The 17,324-nt window shown below is 63.8% G+C and carries 14 protein-coding genes and 1 tRNA gene; 5 read left to right on the forward strand and 10 right to left on the reverse strand.

The features are described from left to right. Position 1: 1 nt before the first annotated feature. From galU to cysQ, 4 genes are all read right to left on the reverse strand, one after another. Entirely contained in the window at positions 2–901 is a 900-nt protein-coding gene (gene galU / locus AO684_RS13505; protein ID WP_054303357.1) for a UTP--glucose-1-phosphate uridylyltransferase GalU, read from the reverse strand. A gap of 182 nt (positions 902–1,083) precedes the next feature. Beyond that, positions 1,084–2,340: a glycosyltransferase family 2 protein gene (locus AO684_RS13510; RefSeq protein WP_054303276.1), complete on the reverse strand. Its 1,257-nt coding sequence runs from the start codon at positions 2,338–2,340 to the stop codon at positions 1,084–1,086. Beyond that, positions 2,337–3,131: a 3-deoxy-manno-octulosonate cytidylyltransferase gene (locus AO684_RS13515; protein ID WP_054303277.1), complete on the reverse strand. Its 795-nt coding sequence runs from the start codon at positions 3,129–3,131 to the stop codon at positions 2,337–2,339. The genes AO684_RS13510 and AO684_RS13515 overlap by 4 nt, the downstream gene beginning before the upstream one ends. Then, positions 3,128–3,922 carry a 3'(2'),5'-bisphosphate nucleotidase CysQ gene (cysQ, locus tag AO684_RS13520; RefSeq protein ID WP_054303278.1) on the reverse strand — a complete coding sequence of 265 codons (795 nt, stop codon included), beginning with the start codon at positions 3,920–3,922 and terminating at the stop codon, positions 3,128–3,130. Before cysQ ends, AO684_RS13515 begins: the two co-directional genes overlap by 4 nt. Before the next feature lie 131 nt (positions 3,923–4,053). On the opposite strand from cysQ, the gene AO684_RS13525 reads away from it, so the two are divergent. The 4 genes from AO684_RS13525 to dnaJ all read left to right on the forward strand — a co-directional run bounded on the left by AO684_RS13525 (position 4,054) and on the right by dnaJ (position 8,847). Beyond that, positions 4,054–4,878: an ABC transporter permease gene (locus AO684_RS13525; protein WP_054303279.1), complete on the forward strand. Its 825-nt coding sequence runs from the start codon at positions 4,054–4,056 to the stop codon at positions 4,876–4,878. A 62-nt stretch (positions 4,879–4,940) separates the two neighbouring features. Continuing rightward, positions 4,941–5,510, forward strand: a complete 570-nt coding sequence (locus AO684_RS13530) for a hypothetical protein (protein WP_054303280.1) — start codon at positions 4,941–4,943, stop codon at positions 5,508–5,510. A gap of 201 nt (positions 5,511–5,711) precedes the next feature. Continuing rightward, positions 5,712–7,622 (forward strand): molecular chaperone DnaK, encoded by a 1,911-nt coding sequence (dnaK, locus tag AO684_RS13535; protein ID WP_054303281.1) that lies wholly within the window; start codon positions 5,712–5,714, stop codon positions 7,620–7,622. Between the two features lie 70 nt (positions 7,623–7,692). Continuing rightward, the gene (gene dnaJ / locus AO684_RS13540) at positions 7,693–8,847 is read left to right on the forward strand and encodes a molecular chaperone DnaJ (protein WP_054303282.1); all 1,155 of its coding nucleotides are present in this window, start codon (positions 7,693–7,695) and stop codon (positions 8,845–8,847) included. A gap of 36 nt (positions 8,848–8,883) precedes the next feature. On the opposite strand, the gene AO684_RS13545 is transcribed toward dnaJ, so the two are convergent. From AO684_RS13545 to dapF, 3 genes are read right to left on the reverse strand one after another with little or no spacing between them, the layout of a single operon-like run. Next, on the reverse strand, positions 8,884–10,761 hold the full coding sequence (locus tag AO684_RS13545; RefSeq protein ID WP_054303283.1) for a cation-translocating P-type ATPase: 1,878 nt from the start codon (positions 10,759–10,761) through the stop codon (positions 8,884–8,886). Between the two features lie 23 nt (positions 10,762–10,784). Continuing rightward, the gene (mtaB, locus tag AO684_RS13550) at positions 10,785–12,038 is read right to left on the reverse strand and encodes a tRNA (N(6)-L-threonylcarbamoyladenosine(37)-C(2))-methylthiotransferase MtaB (RefSeq protein WP_054303284.1); all 1,254 of its coding nucleotides are present in this window, start codon (positions 12,036–12,038) and stop codon (positions 10,785–10,787) included. After that, complete coding sequence (gene dapF, locus AO684_RS13555) at positions 12,035–12,871, reverse strand: diaminopimelate epimerase (protein ID WP_054303285.1); 837 nt, start codon at positions 12,869–12,871, stop codon at positions 12,035–12,037. Before dapF ends, mtaB begins: the two co-directional genes overlap by 4 nt. A gap of 109 nt (positions 12,872–12,980) precedes the next feature. Between dapF and AO684_RS13560 the strand changes: the two genes are divergently transcribed. Continuing rightward, a tRNA-Lys gene (locus tag AO684_RS13560) sits at positions 12,981–13,056 on the forward strand. 214 nt (positions 13,057–13,270) lie between these two features. Here AO684_RS13560 and AO684_RS13565 read toward each other — a convergent pair. From AO684_RS13565 to AO684_RS13575, 3 genes are read right to left on the reverse strand one after another with little or no spacing between them, the layout of a single operon-like run. After that, positions 13,271–14,242: a spore coat U domain-containing protein gene (locus AO684_RS13565; protein WP_054303286.1), complete on the reverse strand. Its 972-nt coding sequence runs from the start codon at positions 14,240–14,242 to the stop codon at positions 13,271–13,273. Beyond that, complete coding sequence (locus tag AO684_RS13570) at positions 14,239–16,629, reverse strand: fimbria/pilus outer membrane usher protein (RefSeq protein ID WP_054303287.1); 2,391 nt, start codon at positions 16,627–16,629, stop codon at positions 14,239–14,241. Before AO684_RS13570 ends, AO684_RS13565 begins: the two co-directional genes overlap by 4 nt. After that, positions 16,607–17,320 carry a molecular chaperone gene (locus AO684_RS13575; RefSeq protein ID WP_054303288.1) on the reverse strand — a complete coding sequence of 238 codons (714 nt, stop codon included), beginning with the start codon at positions 17,318–17,320 and terminating at the stop codon, positions 16,607–16,609. The genes AO684_RS13570 and AO684_RS13575 overlap by 23 nt, the downstream gene beginning before the upstream one ends. Positions 17,321–17,324: the final 4 nt, after the last annotated feature.

Below are 17,324 nucleotides of genomic sequence, written 5' to 3' on the forward strand. Positions count from 1 at the left end.
GTTACTGCGCGGCTTTCTGTTGGGCCAGGGTGTCGTGGAGGTAGGCGGAGAATTCGTCGCGGAGGTCGTCGCGGGCCATGCCGAAGGCGACGGTGGCCTGCAGGAACCCGGCTTTCGAGCCGCAGTCGTAGCGCTGGCCCCGGAAGCGGTAGCCGTAGACGCCCGAGCCGCCCTCGCCAATCTCTTCGGCGATGGCATCGGTCAGCTGGATCTCGCCGCCCGCGCCCTGTTTCATCCGGTTCAGGTTGGTCAGCACCTTCGGCGACAGGATGTAGCGGCCGATGACCGCAAGGTTCGACGGCGCCTCTTCCGCCTTCGGCTTCTCCACCATGCCTTTGGCCCGGACGATGGTGCCCATGTCCTCGGCGATGTCGAGCACGCCATAGGCCGAGGCCTTGGGCGGCGGCACTTCCATCGCGGCGACCATGTTGCCGCCGGTCTGTTCGTAGGCCTCCACCATCTGCGCCAGGCAGGATTTCTCGGCCGCGATCACGTCATCGGGCAGCAGCACCGCGAAGGGCTCGTTGCCGATCAGGCGGCGGGCGCACCAGACGGCATGGCCCAGCCCCATCGGCCGGTTCTGCCGCACATAGGCGATGGCACCCGAATCCATGTTGGTGTCCTTCAGGACCTCCAGCAGGTCATCCTTGCCCTTCTTGCGCAGCGCGCTTTCCAGTTCCGGCGCGTGGTCGAAGTAATCCTCCAGCGCCGACTTGCCGCGCGAGGTCACGAAGATGAACTCCTTGATCCCCGCCGCCCGCGCCTCGTCGATCGCGTACTGGATCAGCGGACGGTCCACCAGCGTCATGATCTCTTTCGGGATCGACTTCGTCGCAGGCAGAAAACGGGTCCCGAGACCCGCAACCGGAAATACCGCCTTGGTCACCTTTCTGGGCTTCATGATCTGGCTCGATTCCTCTTGCATTTGCATGCTTTCAAACAAAGGCTGGCACGCCATTTCGGGCGATCATACCGCATTTCATCCTGCATAACCAAATAAAGTGACAAAAAGGTGCCATTTTGGAAGTCAGGTGTGGGATTACGGCAAACTCCTGTGACGCCTAACGCAGGCCATGCGCGCACTCAAGACACCCGCTCGGGGTCTGCCACACATGGGCGCACTTCCGCCCATCTGCGACATTCACGCAGCACCCTGTCATCGAAACGCATCAGGCGGAAAGGCGGTTCCTCGCGGCGGGCCGCGCCAAACAGACCTCCCCATTGCTGCCAGTAGCCATCGGGATGGAAATTCGCCCGATGGCGCAGCCCTGTCGGGCTGAAGCGCAGGACCGTGGTCACCGCCCCCGCCGCCACCGCCGCACGCGCCCGGCGGGCAAGCTGCGCGCGTTGCCACACCCTGCCCGCCACAACAGCGCCCGGACGCGGCCCGGTGCCAGGAAGCGGAAGGAAGGACCCGGAGGTGTCGGGCAAGGATGGGAGTACCGGCAACGGACGGGCAGCCCCGTCCGCTATACCTGCATATAACCCCCGCAGCAGAAGCTCGACCTCGCGTGGCTCGATCCGGCCGGTGACCATATGGCTGAGCAGCCGCCGCCGCTGGTCGGCATGCAGACGGTCCAGCGCGGGGGCCCATTCCCGCTCTGCGGCATGACGGCGCAGAAAAACCATGCTGGAGGCGCCGATCTCATGCAGATCCAGAGGCACGCGGTCGGCCCGGCGGCGGTTGCTGGCCTCGAAGCCGTGATGCACCTGCGCATCGGGCACAACGGCGGTCATACCAAGGGGGGCAAGACGCAGGGCAATATCGGCATCTTCAAGGTAGAACCGATAGGCCGGATCGAAACCACCCACGCCAAGCAGGGCCATGCGCCGAAAGGCGCAGTTCGTGCCCACGGGCTTCACCGCCCGTTGTGGCGTGCCGGAGTGCATGCTGATGCCAGACGGAAGGTGCAGCGCATGGTCCTGCCCCGTCGCATCGACCCCGGTCGCCGTCCACTGAAAGGAAATCCCGTTGCGACCACGCGTGAACCCGGTTGCCGCGACCACGCCGGGAGTCTGGAAGGCCGCGGCAAGGCGGCTCGCCCAGGTCGGCTCGGCCACCGCATCGTCGTCGATGAAGGCTACAGCCTCACCCGCAGCCAGAGCGAGCCCCGTGTTCCGCGACAACGAGAGGTTGGGAAGTGCCGCCACCGCCAGTTTGCAGACCAGCCCCGCCGCCTGCATCGGCGCGACCACCGCCTCGCAGGCGGCACTGTCGGCCACGACGCAAAGCTCCAGCTGCGGATGATCCTGCTGCCGCAACCCGGTCAGGCAGCGCCGCAAGGCTTCCGGCCGCTGCCAGCTTGCCACGATCACACTGATCGTGGGCAGATCGGTCACGCGCCGGCCATCTCGGCCATCATGGCCTCGATCCGGGGCACATCCTCGGGGTTGTTCAGCTCCCAGAACTGACGCCCCTTGGCATCGACCTCGACGCAGAGCACGTTGCGGCCCTGTTCGAGGAAACGGAGCTGCTCCAGCCCCTCCAGCACCTCCAGCGGGCCAACCGGCCAGGATGGATAGGCGCGCAGCGCGCGCGGGCGATAGGCATAGACGCCAACATGGTGAAAGACCGGCGTCGCATCCTCGTCAGCAAAGGTCTTCCCGGTATAGGGGATCACCTCTTTCGAGAAATAGAGCGCCCGCCCCCCCACGCCGAACACGGCAGTGGTGCCGCCGACCCGACCCGCACGACGGTCGGCCAGAAAGCCGTTCAGCGCCCGGCCATCGCAGCACAGCACCGGCGTCGCAATATCGGCCTGCGGATCCGAGCGCAGACCGGCAATCAGATCCTCGACAAACCATGCGGGTGTCAGCGGGGCGTCGCCCTGCAGGTTCACCACCATCTCATAGCCCGGCAGCTTCGCCGCCACCTCGGCGCAGCGTTCGGTGCCGTTCTGGCAGGCGGAGGAGGTCATCACCACCTCGGCACCAAAGCTTTCGGCATGGGTTTTGATGCGGTCGTCATCGGTGGCGACCACCACGCGATCAACACCCTTCACCCCCTGCGCCGCCTCCCATGAGCGGCGGATCAGGGTCTTTTCCCCATCCGGTCCTTTCAACGAAACCAGAGGCTTGCCCGGATAGCGGGTCGAGGCATAGCGGGCGGGAATGGCCAGAAGGACGCTCACTTCTTCAGCTCCACACCCGGCGCATAGGCGATGAAGAACGGATTATCCCAGCCCGCCTTGCCATAGGCCAGCGGCGCGTGATCATCGAAGCGTACGACATGGCCGCCGGCACCGCGCAGCACGGCATCGCCGGCGGCGGTATCCCATTCCATCGTCCGGCCAAGGCGCGGATACAGGTCGGCCTCGCCTGTCGCCACCAGACAGAATTTCAGCGACGACCCGGCCGAGGTCATGTCTTTTACCCCGTATTTGCCGATGTAATCATCCGTCGCAGCATCGCGATGCGACTTGGAAGCAACGACCATCAGCGCATTATTGTCCGGCGTACTGACATGCAGCGGCGTGACCGGGCCACGCGCGGCCTTGTCGAAAGCGCCGGTTTCCTCGACCGCTGCGCCATCCTCCTGCGTGTAGAACAGCCGTCCCTTCGCCGGAGCATAGACCACCCCCCGCAGCGGCACCCCGTTTTCGACATAGGCAATGTTGACGGTAAAATCGCCACGGCGCTGCACGAACTCCTTGGTGCCATCCAGCGGATCGACGATCAGGAATGTCGACGCGCTGAGGCCATGGCTCGCCGCCTGCTCTTCGGTGATCAGCACCACATCCGGAAATGCCGCGCGCAGACCAGCCGCGATGATCGCATCCGCTGCCTCGTCCGCCTCGGTCACCGGGCTGGAATCACTTTTGGATTTCACCTCGAACTCGGGCGAGTTGTAGATCTCCATGATCCGGTCACCCGCTTCCAGAGCGAGACGTCGAATGGCGGGAACGAGGGTCGAGTGATCCATGTGCAGGCTCCGCGCGGCCCTTGGGGCCTTAATGTTGCTTCATTTTTCTGATCCCCTTATCATCCGTCGCTAAGGGATCGGCAAGATTTCCCGCGCAAGATGGGAACCAGGTCCGTAAGAGGTGCGGCAGAATGTTCGAGGCAGAACGCGCAAGGTCGTCGGCACAATCGGCCTTCGCCACGCTGGAACTGATTTTTCACGCCAGCGTACGGCATGTGCGTCAGGGGCATGGCAATGCTGTGCTGGGTCTGCTGCTGAACATGGTGCAGACCGTCGTGCTGGTGCTGGTGTTCTACACGATGATGACACTGATGGGATCGAACCGGGCAGCAGCCGTGCGCGGGAATTTCGTGCTGTACGTCATGTCCGGCGTCTTCATGTTCATGACTCATTCCAAGGCACTGGGTGCGGTGGCGGGTGCCGAAGGCCCGACCTCGGCCATGATGAAACACGCGCCGATGAACACCATCGTGTCCATCGCCTCATCGGCGCTGAGTTCACTTTACCTGCAAATTCTGTCTGCTTCCTGCGTGCTTTATGGCTACCACGCCGCCTTCACGCCAATCACCATTCACGATCCCGTCGGTGCGATGGGGATGATGCTGCTATCCTGGGCCTCGGGGGTGGCCATTGGCATGATCTTCCTCGCCGCAAAACCATGGGCACCGGATGTTTTTGGTGTTGTGACAATGGTTTACATGCGCGCAAACATGATCGCCAGCGGTAAGATGCTGATTGCCAACCAGGCCCCGCACAAGATCCGGCAATGGTTTGACTGGAACCCCCTGTTCCATACCATCGACCAGGGCCGGGGTTTCGTGTTCATGAATTACCATCCCCACTACACCAGCATCGGCTATGCCGTGAAGGTAACCTGCGTCTGTTTCGTCATCGGGATGATGGCGGAATTCTATACCCGTAAACATATCTCGGCCAGTTGGTTCTCTAAACGATGACTTCACGCTTTGCTGCCCTGATCACCTGCTCTTGCCTTACCACCCCCGCCCTCGCGCAGGACATGCCTGCCCTTTTCGACGTTCGGGATGTAGCGCCGGATGATGTGCTGAACATCCGCACGCTGCCCGAAGCAAACGCACCGCAGATCGGCAGCCTGCCGCACGATGCCCGCATGGTCGAGGTTGTCGCGCTGGCGCCCGGCGGCACCTGGGGCCGCGTCAACCTGGGCGAAGCGTCGGGGTGGGTCTCGATGCGCTATCTGGCGCCCGTGGCTGGGCCGGGCTGGCAAAGCCTTGACCGGCCAATGACCTGCTTTGGCACCGAACCCTTCTGGTCACTGGTCTACGACCCCACCCGGCGCAATATGGCGCTGTCACAGATGGGGGATCAGGACGGGGCGCTTGGGCTTTGGCTTGACTGGCACCTGTCCAGCACAAGCCGCGCAGGCCAGATCGGGTGGCAGATCGAGGGACCAGCGCGGAAGGGCTTTGCCACGCTGACCGCCGAATCCTGCAACGACGGAATGAGCGACCGGGATTACGGCCTGTCGATCAGCCTGTTCGTCAATCCCGATCAGGAAAGCGGTGCCGAACCCATCGCCCTTTCGGGTTGCTGTTCGCTGGCCCCCTGATCGGGCGGAACAACAGGGGGCTTTCCCCCTGCCGTTCTGGAAATTCATCCGATTGTCACGCTTGCAGGGGCTTTTCGCCCTGCCTATATACGCCGGGAAGCCGGTTGGGGCGGGCCGCCCCGCCGCTTGAAATGGGATCGGGGACGGAAGCCTTTTCAGGGTCCGCCTCCACAACATCGCCGAAAGAAGAGGTAGCATATCATGGCCAAAGTCATCGGGATCGACCTCGGGACCACGAACTCCTGCGTCGCCATCATGGACGGGTCGCAGCCGCGCGTCATCGAGAACTCCGAAGGGGCTCGCACCACGCCCTCGATCGTGGGCTTTACGGAAAATGAACGTCTGGTCGGACAGGCCGCCAAACGGCAGGCCGTCACCAACCCCACCAATACCGTTTTCGCAGTCAAGCGCCTGATCGGGCGCCGCGTGACCGATGCGGAAGTGGAAAAGGACAAGAAACTGGTGCCCTATTCCATCGTGAACGGTGGGAACGGCGACGCCTGGGTCGAAGTCCGCGGCGAGAAATTCTCGCCCGCGCAAGTCAGCGCGATGATCCTTCAGAAGATGAAGGAAACCGCCGAGGCCTATCTGGGTGAAACCGTTACTCAGGCCGTCATCACGGTTCCGGCCTATTTCAACGACGCACAGCGGCAAGCCACCAAGGACGCGGGCAAGATCGCGGGCCTTGAAGTGCTGCGCATCATCAACGAACCGACCGCCGCCGCACTGGCCTATGGTCTGGACAAGAAAGACACCAAGACCATCGCCGTCTATGACCTTGGCGGCGGCACCTTCGACATCACCATTCTGGAAATCGACGACGGCCTGTTCGAAGTGAAATCCACCAACGGGGATACGTTCCTCGGCGGCGAAGACTTTGACATGCGTATCGTCAATTACCTGGCCGAAGAGTTCAGGAAAGAACATGGCGTCGACCTGACCCAGGACAAGATGGCGCTTCAGCGCCTGAAGGAAGCGGCCGAAAAAGCGAAGATCGAGCTGTCGTCCTCCAGCCAGACCGAGATCAACCAGCCGTTCATCTCGATGGACCGCAACTCGGGCACGCCGCTGCACATGGTGATGAAGCTGACCCGCGCCAAGCTGGAAAGCCTTGTCGACGACCTGATCAAACGCTCGATGAAGCCCTGCCAGGCCGCGCTGAAGGATGCAGGCCTGTCGATCAGCGACATCGACGAAGTGGTTCTGGTCGGCGGGATGACCCGGATGCCGAAAGTCATCGAAGAGGTGACCAAGTTCTTCGGGAAAGAACCGCACAAGGGTGTGAACCCCGATGAGGTGGTGGCGCTGGGTGCGGCCATTCAGGCCGGCGTGCTGCAAGGCGACGTGAAGGACGTGGTTCTGCTGGACGTGACCCCGCTCTCGCTGGGCATCGAAACGCTGGGCGGCGTGTTCACCCGCCTGATCGACCGCAACACCACGATCCCGACCAAGAAGAGCCAGGTCTTCTCGACAGCCGAGGACAACCAGAACGCCGTGACGATCCGGGTGTTCCAAGGTGAGCGTGAAATGGCGGCCGACAACAAGCTTCTGGGCCAGTTCAATCTGGAAGACATCCCGCCCGCGCCGCGCGGCATGCCGCAGATCGAGGTGACCTTCGACATCGACGCCAACGGCATCGTTTCGGTTTCGGCCAAGGACAAAGGTACCGGCAAGTCTCAGAACATCACGATCCAGGCGTCCGGCGGTCTGTCCGACGACGAGATCGAAAAGATGGTGCGCGATGCCGAGGCCAATGCCGAGGCCGACAAGAAGCGCAAGGAACTGGTGGAAGCCCGCAACCAGGGCGAAGGCCTGCTGCACTCGACCAAGAAGTCCCTGGCCGAACACAGCGACAAGGTCGATCCCTCGACCGTGGAAGCTATCGAACTGGCCATGGGGGCGCTGGAAGAAACGCTCAAGTCTGACGACGCGGGCAAGATCCGCGGCGGCATCCAGAACCTGACCGAAGCCGCGATGAAACTGGGCGAAGCCATCTACAAGGCGCAGCAGGCCGATGGCGACGGCGGCGCGGATGAAGATGGCCCCCGTTCGGTCGATGACGACATTGTCGACGCCGATTTCGAGGATCTCGGCGAAGACAAGCGGAAGTAAGACCGCGGAAATCCGAAGGGGGCGGTCCGGCAACGGGCCGCCCCTCTCCGGTTCCGAAGGGGGATAAGCCATGGCAAAACGTGACTATTACGAGGTGCTCGGCGTCTCGCGCGGGGCATCTGCGGATGAACTGAAGAAAGCCTACCGGGCCAAGGCCAAAGAGCTTCACCCCGACCGTAACTCCGACAATCCCAATGCCGAAGCCGAGTTCAAGGAAGTGAACGAGGCTTACGACGTGCTGAAGGATGCCGACAAGAAGGCGGCCTATGACCGCTTCGGTCACGCGGCTTTTGAAGGCGGCATGGGCGGTGGCGGCGGCCCGCGTGGCGGCGGCTTCAGTGGCAACGGTGATTTCGCCAGCGCGTTTTCGGACGTGTTCGAAGACCTGTTCGGCGACTTCATGGGCGGCGGCGGTCGCGCCGGTGCACGCTCGCGTGCGCAACGCGGCTCGGACCTGCGCTATAACCTGCGCATCAATCTGGAGGAAGCCTACAAGGGCGTTCAGAAGACCATCAATGTCCCGGCCTCGGTTGCCTGCGACGCCTGTCATGGCACCGGAGCCGAGGGCGGCGCCGAGCCTGTGACCTGTCCGACCTGCTCGGGCATGGGCAAGGTGCGGGCGCAACAGGGCTTCTTCACCGTCGAACGCACCTGTCCGACCTGCAATGGCATGGGGCAGATGGTGAAAAATCCCTGCAAGGTCTGTCAGGGTGCCGGGCGGGTCGAGAAGGACCGTGCGCTGTCGGTCAACATCCCGGCCGGGGTGGAGACGGGCACACGTATCCGGTTGGCCGGTGAGGGCGAGGCAGGTCTGCGCGGCGGGCCGACGGGTGACCTTTACATCTTCATCGAGGTGAAGGAACACCCGATCTTCCAGCGTGACGGCGTGCATCTGTTCTTCCGCGTGCCGGTGCCGATGGCCACCGCTGCGCTGGGGGGCGAGGTCGAGGTGCCGACCATTGACGGCGGCCGCAGTCGTGTGAAGGTGCCTGCGGGTAGCCAGACCGGCAAGCAGATGCGGCTGCGCGGCAAGGGTATGCCTGCGCTGCGCGGGGGCGGCACCGGCGATCTGCTGATCGAACTGGTGGTGGAAACCCCGGTGAACCTGACCGCCCGCCAGCGCGAATTGCTGCGCGAGTTCGAGAAACTGTCGGAAGAAAACAACCCAGAAGCCAGCTCTTTCTTCAAGAAGGTGCGCAGCTTCTGGGACGGGATGAAGAACTGAGAACGACCGGGGCGCCCGTGTGGCGCCCCTTTCGTTTCAGGCGCGGCGGATTGGATCGGCCAGAAGGCGCAGCCCGTTCAGCACCACCAGCACCGTACCACCCTCGTGCCCCAGCACCGCCAGAGGCAACGGCAGATCGAAGAACAGCCCGCCGATCACCAGCACCAGCATGGCGCCCAGTGCGAAGATCAGGTTCTGCCGGATGATGCGCGCCGTGCGCCGCGCCAGATGGCGGGCGGCGGCAAGCTGCCCCATCTCGTTCGACATCAGCGCCACATCGGCGGCCTGCAAGGCGACCTCGCTGCCTGCCGCGCCCATGGCGATACCGACATCGGCGCGGGCGAGGGCAGCCGCATCGTTCACCCCGTCGCCAACAAAGGCCACGCGGCCCTGCGCCGCCAGATCCCCCACCAGCGCCACCTTATCGGCGGGCAAAAGATCGGCGTGGATTTCCGTTTCCTGAAAACCAAGATCCGCGCCGATACGCCGGGCCACGGCATGTCGGTCGCCAGTCATCAGTGCAAGGGTCAAACCTTCGGAACGCAGCCGGGTCACCGCCGCGCGCGAACTGTCGCGCGGCCGGTCCGCCACAGTCACCGCCCCCAGGATCTCGGCCTCGCGGCCCAGCCAGATCAGTGTTTCCGCCCCGTCGCTGACCCCATCCAGATGCGGCAGGTCAGCCCCCATGCGCGCCGCCATCCGCGCATTCCCGGCCCACAAGGGGCCATCGGGATGCTGCCCGGTCACGCCCTCGCTGGGATGGGCGCGGACCTCATGCACCCCCGCCGCATCAATACCGCGCTCGGCCGCCGCACGGCGGATCGCATCGGCGATGGGATGTTCCGATTGCGCCTCGATCCCTGCCATCAGTGCAAGAAAGCGTGATTCATCCGTCGTATGCAGGCCTGTCACCTCGGCCCGGCCGGTGGTCAGCGTGCCGGTCTTGTCGAAGGCGAAAGCGCGGACTTCGGCCAATGCCTCCAGCGCGCCGCCGCCTTTGAACAGAACGCCGCCCCGCGCGGCGGCTGACAGCGCCGACAGGATCGCGGCAGGAACCGAGATCACGACCGCACAGGGGCTGGCCGCCACCAGCAGCGTCGCCGCCCGGTAAAGCGCGGTATCCATATCTGTGCCAGTGGCCAGAAAGCCCAAAAACGCGGCGACGGCCCCAAGCAACACGGCAATCGTATAACGCTGGCCGAACCAGTCCGAAAATCGCTCGGACGGCGCCTTTTGCGATTGCGCTTCCGTCACCAGCGCGACCATCCGGGCTACGGTACTGTCAGCGGCGGCATGGCTGACCTCAACCTCCAGCACGCCATTCAGGTTCACCGTCGCCTCGAAAACCCGATCCCCCGGCCCCTTGTGTGCGGGCATCGATTCGCCCGTCACCGTCGACAAATCCATCGAGGCCTCGCCTTCGACGATCACCCCGTCCACCGGCACCCGCGCACCGGGGCGCACGACCACGATGTCGCCTGGCAGAAGCTCTGCCGAGGGCACCTCGACCACCGTTCCGCCCTGCCGCTTGAGCGCGGTATCGGGGCGCAGCGCCATCAACGCCTCGACCGCGCGCCGCGCCCGCCCCATCGCACGTGTTTCCAACGTTTCAGAGATGGCAAACAGGGTCAGCAGAACCGCCCCTTCGAGGGCAGAGCCGACAGCAGCCGCAGCAAGGGCTGCAAGCACCATCAGGAGGTCAATATCCAGCCGCCGTTCACGAAACAGTTCGGACAAGGCGGAAAGGGCGGTGGGAACGCCAGCGGCCAGATAAACCGCTATCAGGCCCGCCGGGCCCCACCAGCCAGGCAACAGAAAGGCGCTGAAGAGCGCGGCGCCCATCCCCAGAAGAACGACTGCAATCAGCAGGTTGTCATGGTTCCCGTGGCTGTGGGAATGGCTGTGTTCCGGCATGGCTGTCCCCTTTCGGGGTGAGCTTATGCGATGAGCTGTTGGCCCGCAAATCCGGTAATCCGCGCCGTGACGATCTGGCCCTCCGGTTGATCGCTCTCAAACCGGACCTCGGCGAAATGTTCCGTCCGGCCCATGCGCGGCGTCTCTGTCAGGATCTGGCGCGTCTGGCCGGTCTGGCTGGCAAGATACCGGGCCAGTGCCAACTCGCCTTCGGCCCGCAGCCGGGCAGCTCGCGCCTTTGCCACAGCCCCGTTGACTTGCGGCATGCGGGCTGCGGGTGTGCCTTTGCGCGGGCTGAACGGAAAGACATGCAGGAAGGTCAGCCCGCAGTCGCCTATCAGCTTCACCGAGTTTTCGAACATCTGTTCGGTTTCGGTCGGAAAGCCCGCGATGATATCCGCCCCAAAGACGATGTCTGGCCGCAGGCGCCGCGCCTCCTCGCAGAACCGGATGGCGTCATCGCGCAGATGGCGGCGCTTCATCCGTTTCAGGATCATGTCATCCCCGGCCTGAAGGCTCAGGTGCAGATGCGGCATCAGCCTCGGTTCGGTGGCAATAGCCTGCATGAGCATCTCATCCGCCTCGATCGAATCGATCGAACTGATGCGCAGGCGCGGCAGATCCGGCACCAGCCGCAGGATACGCATGACAAGATCGCCCAGCCGGGGGGTTGCGGGCAGATCCGCCCCCCAGCTTGTCAGATCGACGCCAGTCAGGACGATTTCGTGAAACCCCTTGTCTACCAGCCGCTTGATCTGTTCGACCACGACCCCCGCAGGCACCGAGCGTGAATTGCCTCGGCCATAGGGAATGATGCAAAAGGTGCAGCGATGGTCACAGCCGTTCTGCACCTGAACATAGGCGCGATGACGGCCAAACCCGTCGATCAGATGCCCGGCGGTTTCGCGCACAGACATGATGTCATCCACCTGCACCTTTTCGGTCAGGCCAATCAGATCGGGCGCGCGCAAGCCAGACCATGTTTCGGGCTGCATCTTTTCGGTATTGCCGATGACCTTGGTCACTTCCGGCATTGCCGCGAAGGTTTCGGGTTCGGTCTGCGCCGCGCAGCCCGTCACGATCACGGGCGCCCCCGGATTTTCGCGGGCCAGGCGGCGGATTTCCTGCTTGGCCTTGCGCACGGCCTCTGCCGTGACCGCGCAGGTGTTCACAATCACGGCGTTATCGACACCCGCCGCCGCGGCCAGTTCTTTCATGGCTTCGGTTTCATAGGCGTTCAGCCGGCAGCCGAGCGTCGAGAAAACCGGGGCTGTCATTCCAGACCTGCCAGAAAATCCGGGCGCAGCACACCGTCGAAGACTCGCGCAACCGGCCCGGACATCCAGACGCCATCCTCGCGCCAGTCGATTTGCAGCAAGCCGCCATCGACCACGACATCGACCTTCCGACCCGTCAGGCCGCGCTCCGCAGCCGCGACAGCAGTGGCACAGGCGCCCGAGCCGCAGGCCAGGGTGATACCCGCCCCCCGCTCCCACACCCGCATACGCAGCCGGTCCGGCGCCAGAACACTTGCGAATTCGACATTCGTCCGCTGCGGGAACAGGTTGTGACGCTCATAGATCGCGCCCTGGCCCGACACATCGACTGCCTCGGCATCATCAACAAAGAAGACGCAATGCGGATTACCCATCCCGACGGCAGCGGGGGCGCCCGGCAATGTCAGGCGCGTGGTATCCTGCGCTTCAGCCAGCGGAATATCGCGCCAGTCCCGTTGCGGATGCCCCATGTTGACGGCAACGCGGCCATCCGACAGGCGGCGTGCGGTGAGCCGACCGCGCTGGGTCATCAGTTCCACCGCACCCTGCGCCAGTTGCTGCATCATATAGGCGCTGACGCAGCGGGTGGCGTTACCACAGGCACCTGCGCGGCTGCCATCCGCATTCCAGAAATCGAGTGCGAAATCGGCATCTGCCGCATCGCGAATCTCGGCAAGCTGATCAAAGCCGACACCGCGATTACGGTCCCCTACCGCCTGCGCAAGCGCAGCCGTGACCACCGCCCCGCGCCCGCGCGAGTCGATCACCACAAAATCATTGCCTGCGCCATGCATCTTCATGAAGGGCAAGCCGTGGGGGAAAAGCTCTGTCATGCCAGCCTCCTACCCCAGCTTGAAGGATTCTGCCAGAGATGACGATTTTTAAGTGGATTGGCTCTTGACCGCCCCCCGCGAGTTCCGTAGTTAGCCGCTCACAGAAGGCGGGCCCGTAGCTCAGTTGGTAGAGCAACTGACTTTTAATCAGTGGGTCACAGGTTCGAATCCTGTCGGGCTCACCACTGTAATCCTGCGATAGGCGATTGTTATATATCGGACTTTGCAGTTGACGTATCCTTCATCAAACAGATCTCATCGCTCTCGTTTATGCGGGTTCTGACCATGGTTTGACGACTGGCCACGGCCTACAAAACAGGCTGCCCATAACCAACTTCCAAACACACCATGATCTTCGCAGTCGCTTTTGAACTGGCCGGCGAGGCCTGAGACACGCGATCAATAGGTGATGGTCACGATGATCGTGTCAGAATAGATTCCCGGCGGTGGAGTTGCCTGCGCGGGAACACGACCGTAGACGGTAAAGCTCTGCGCCGCACCGCTGCCAGTGCCGGGCTGAGCGGCGCCGTCGCCCAGTTCTCCCCAGGAAAGGCTGCGCGCCGCATCACGAAACAGGCCGTACCAGATCTGGTTTCCGCCTGTATCCTGCATTTTCCGGTCGCCCGGCCCGGTGCCGTAGAAGCCGTAACCCAAACCGATATCGAAAGCGGAATTGGCGGTGCAGGTCACGTCAATCTGGCTGGTCGCGTCGATGGCGCTGTTCAGCAATCCGGTTGTGCCGAAATCCAGATCCTCCGCTGTCACAAGACAGTCCGGCACCACATCTGCCAACACGGAAAAGGAAAAGCTCGCGGTGCGGTTGGTGCAAAACAGAAGCAGGTTGCAGGTCGTATAATCCACCCTCACATCAAGGGGATTGCGGTCGAAAACCGAACCATAGCTGCCCGGTATCACGCTGCCTTGACCTCCCGGTACACGGGCATAAACCGGCACATTCATCCCCGAGGTTGTCAGCAGGGTAAGCACAGAGGCGCCGGTCAGCCGGATCGGCTGTCCGCCATAGCTCCAGTAACTTCCGCCAAGCAGATCGCTGCGCGCCGCGTCATGATAAAGCTGGAAGTTCAGTGGCGTCGCCGTAGTGGTGCTGGTCATCCGCCGGGTCGCGCCATTCGCCCCGCCGCGCCCCTCCCCGACATGGATGCGAATGTCGATGGACGACAGCAAACCCAGAAACGCGCTGCAACTGACCGAGATCGTGCCAGTGGTATCGGTGGCGCCGGAGGAAAGTGTATCGACCTGGCCGAAAACGATGTCGCTCGCCGAAAAGCTGCAAGTCTGTGCCCGCGCCATGCCCGCAGTGGCGGTCAGGCAGAACAGGAACAGCAGCCAGATCAGCGCGGTTCGGATCATTGGCAAACTACCCCGGCGATTTCCGTAATCCTGCCGGGTTCATCGGCATAGGCAAAGCTGCCGCGACAGGGCGGTTTCCCCGGATAGGTCACGCTGACGGTGTTGTTTGCGTGCAGGCCAAGTGCATAGACCTGCCCGTCATAGCCCACCAGCAGACCATCGTCGCGGCCATTGATCTGTACGCCGCCGCCCACATCCAGCGGCAGCCCACCGGCATCGACCAGTACGATCATCGCGCCTGCCGGATTGGCCTCGACCCCAAAATCGACGCGGGCACCGCTGTGATAGGCCGGACGCACGGTCTGGCGGGTGCTGCCGATGGCTGCGTCAAGGGGCAGGGTCGAGGGGTCGATCGACAGGACATTCCGTTCGTATCCGCGCAGGTCGGGCACAAGCAGCCTGCCCGAGCGCCCGGTCCGGCCCACGAGGCGGTTTTCCGATTTGACCTCCACGCCCGCAGCACCTGCATCGACCACGGCAAAGGAATCCTGAATGCGACGGGTCAGAAAAACCCCGCCCCCTGCCACCGCAACAGATCCATCAAGCCTCAGGCCCAGACTGCGCGACCTGTCAGAAAATTGCGCGCCCAGCTCGGCCCGGCCATAGCGCCCATTCAGCCCGAGATTGGCGCGCAGGCTGGTCGCCTCCTCCCGGCTGGCCTGCACCCGCCAATCATAGCCGCGTTGCCGGTCGCGGTTGCCCCCCGAAGCCGTCGCCGCCAACCGGAAACCATCATTCCGCCGTTCAAGCGTGCTGCCCGCATAGCCACGTTTTCCCAATGGCACATGCAGGCCAAGGCCGAGCACCGTATCCGATGTTTGCCCGCGCACGGTCAACGCGCTGAGGCTCAGCGTGCCGCCGTCCAGCACAGGGCGGCTGTAGGCAAGGCCAAGGCTGGTGTCCGCACTGCCGTCGGCGCGCCGGGTATCGGCGGCGAACAGGCTCGCGGCGGCCCCGCCCGGCCCCGACAGTGGCATGGTCAGAGAAATCTGCCCCAGCCGGGTCAGCGGCGAGGCCGGATCACCCGCCAGGCCAGGTTCCGCCGTCACCGCGGCAATGTCCGAAAAATCGCCCCAGCTCCGCATCAGCCGACCGGAGGCCTGCAACCGGCCGAAACTCAGTTTGCCCGAAAGTTCGGCCAGTTGGCCGTCCCCCTGATCAGACCGGCTGCGTGCATAGCTGAAAGTCGATGTGCCCAGCGTGCCAAGCCGGAAGGTCGCGCCCAGCCCGCCCATCCGCAGATCCGGGCCTGCCTCGACATGGCCATGCAGTGTCAGCGCCTCGGACACGCCGATCCGGAAGGTCGCGGCGCCGAACAGATCGTCGGCGTAATGGTCATCATCCGTACCCATGCCCAGCCGGGGGGCGCCCAGCGCAAAAGCATAATCCGCCACCCCCGGCCGCAGCAGATCGGAGGAAACGAGGAAAGGCAGATCAACGCGCGTTTCCCGCCCGGTGATATCGCGTACGATCACCTGCGCCTCGCCCGAACCACTGGCAAGCGGCAGGTCGGTCAGCGTGAAAGGGCCAGCAGGAACCTCGGTCGCATAAGTGCGGATCGAGTTGGAATAGACCTCAACCGCCGAAGGCACCGCCGCACTGCCCGCAAAACTGGGCAGGGGGATCGTCACCAGATCGGGACGCAGACTGAAATTGCGCTCCACCAGCAGGCCGCCAAGCCGCACCGGGCGGGTCCAGGACGGCCCGCGCGTGGTGAAATCACCGATCTGCACCTGTACGGCCCCGCCGGGGAAGGCACTGCGCCAGTAGGTCTCCAGCCGGCGATGGCGCAGCCCTGCAACCTCGTCCTCGGTCAGGGCGAAACCATAGGTCAGTGCGCCCAGCGGCAGAAACAGCCGGGCCTCGAAGGCCCCCGCCGCAGTTGTATCTGTTGCTGACCCGTCAGCTGTCACCGCTTCGAAATCCAGCGCATAGTTCAGCACCAGCCCGAAGCCGCTATCAACCGCGCCCTCCTCCCCCTCATACGGTCTCGGAGCCGGGCGAGCACTGACCACATGCGGCGCCAGCGCTGTGTCGGTCGCCTCGAACGAGATCGTCTGCGCCGCCTCGTCCAGATCCCAGCGCAATCCGGGCAACTGATCCAGCCGCACCTCGCCGCGCCGCGCTGCTGTATCCGGCAGGATACCGCTGTTGCGCAACTCATCTGCATCAGCCACCAGCAGCCCGTTGCCGTGGTCGGTGAACCGGGTCACAAGGTTCATCGCCCGTCCGTTTACAAAAACCTCCAGATAGAGTTCACGCGGTGCCGGGCTGTCAGGCTGGCCTGCCCCTGCAATCGGAAAGGCCAGCAGGGCCACCGAACAGACAATACGGCGCAACACCCGCCGGACAGCTGAACGGCCATCACTGCCGCGCGACAACAGCATTGGAAGTGCCGGTATTGGTGGCCGCACTCAGCCGGTTGATGCCCCGCGCTGCGCCGCTGAGGTGCCATTGCATCACCGAATTGCCCAGCACATAGCCCAGCAGCCCGTTGCGACGCAGCACGACCCGACTGTCACGCCCAAGCCGCAGATCGGCAATGCGCAGCCGCCTGTCGCCTGTATTCTGCGCCTGAAGAACGATGCCCCCTGCGGTTTCGCGCAAAGACCAGCGGACAGATGGCGCTTTCGCACCGGAAGCGGTGAAAAACAGCGGAATGCGCAGTTCGGTGGCAAAGGCGACGGTGCCGTTGGGCGCATTGCGGTCAGGCACTTCGTCCACGATGATGCGGTAGGCTTCCTCGCCCTGCACCGGCGACTTGCCGGGACGCACCACACGGATGGTCTGCGCCGTGCCCGGAGCCAGCCGGGTCATGGGCGGGCTCACCACAACCTCCCGCGTGGGGATCAGGCTTTCCTGGCCATTGCGTTGCTGCCAGCGAAAGACACGGGTCTGCACGGTGATCGGCGCCCGCCCTTCGTTGCGCAGGGTCAGCACCGTCGCAGCCCCCGGCGCCGTCACGTCCAGCGTGACCGGCGAGACACGCAGACCCTCTGCCAGAACAAAACCGGGCGAAAGTAAAGCGATGCAGGCCGCCAGAAGGCTGCGGCGCAACAGGCCGGACAGGGCAGTCATGCTT

The organism is Gemmobacter sp. LW-1 (genome assembly GCF_001303875.1).
Classification (GTDB): domain Bacteria; phylum Pseudomonadota; class Alphaproteobacteria; order Rhodobacterales; family Rhodobacteraceae; genus Gemmobacter; species Gemmobacter caeni.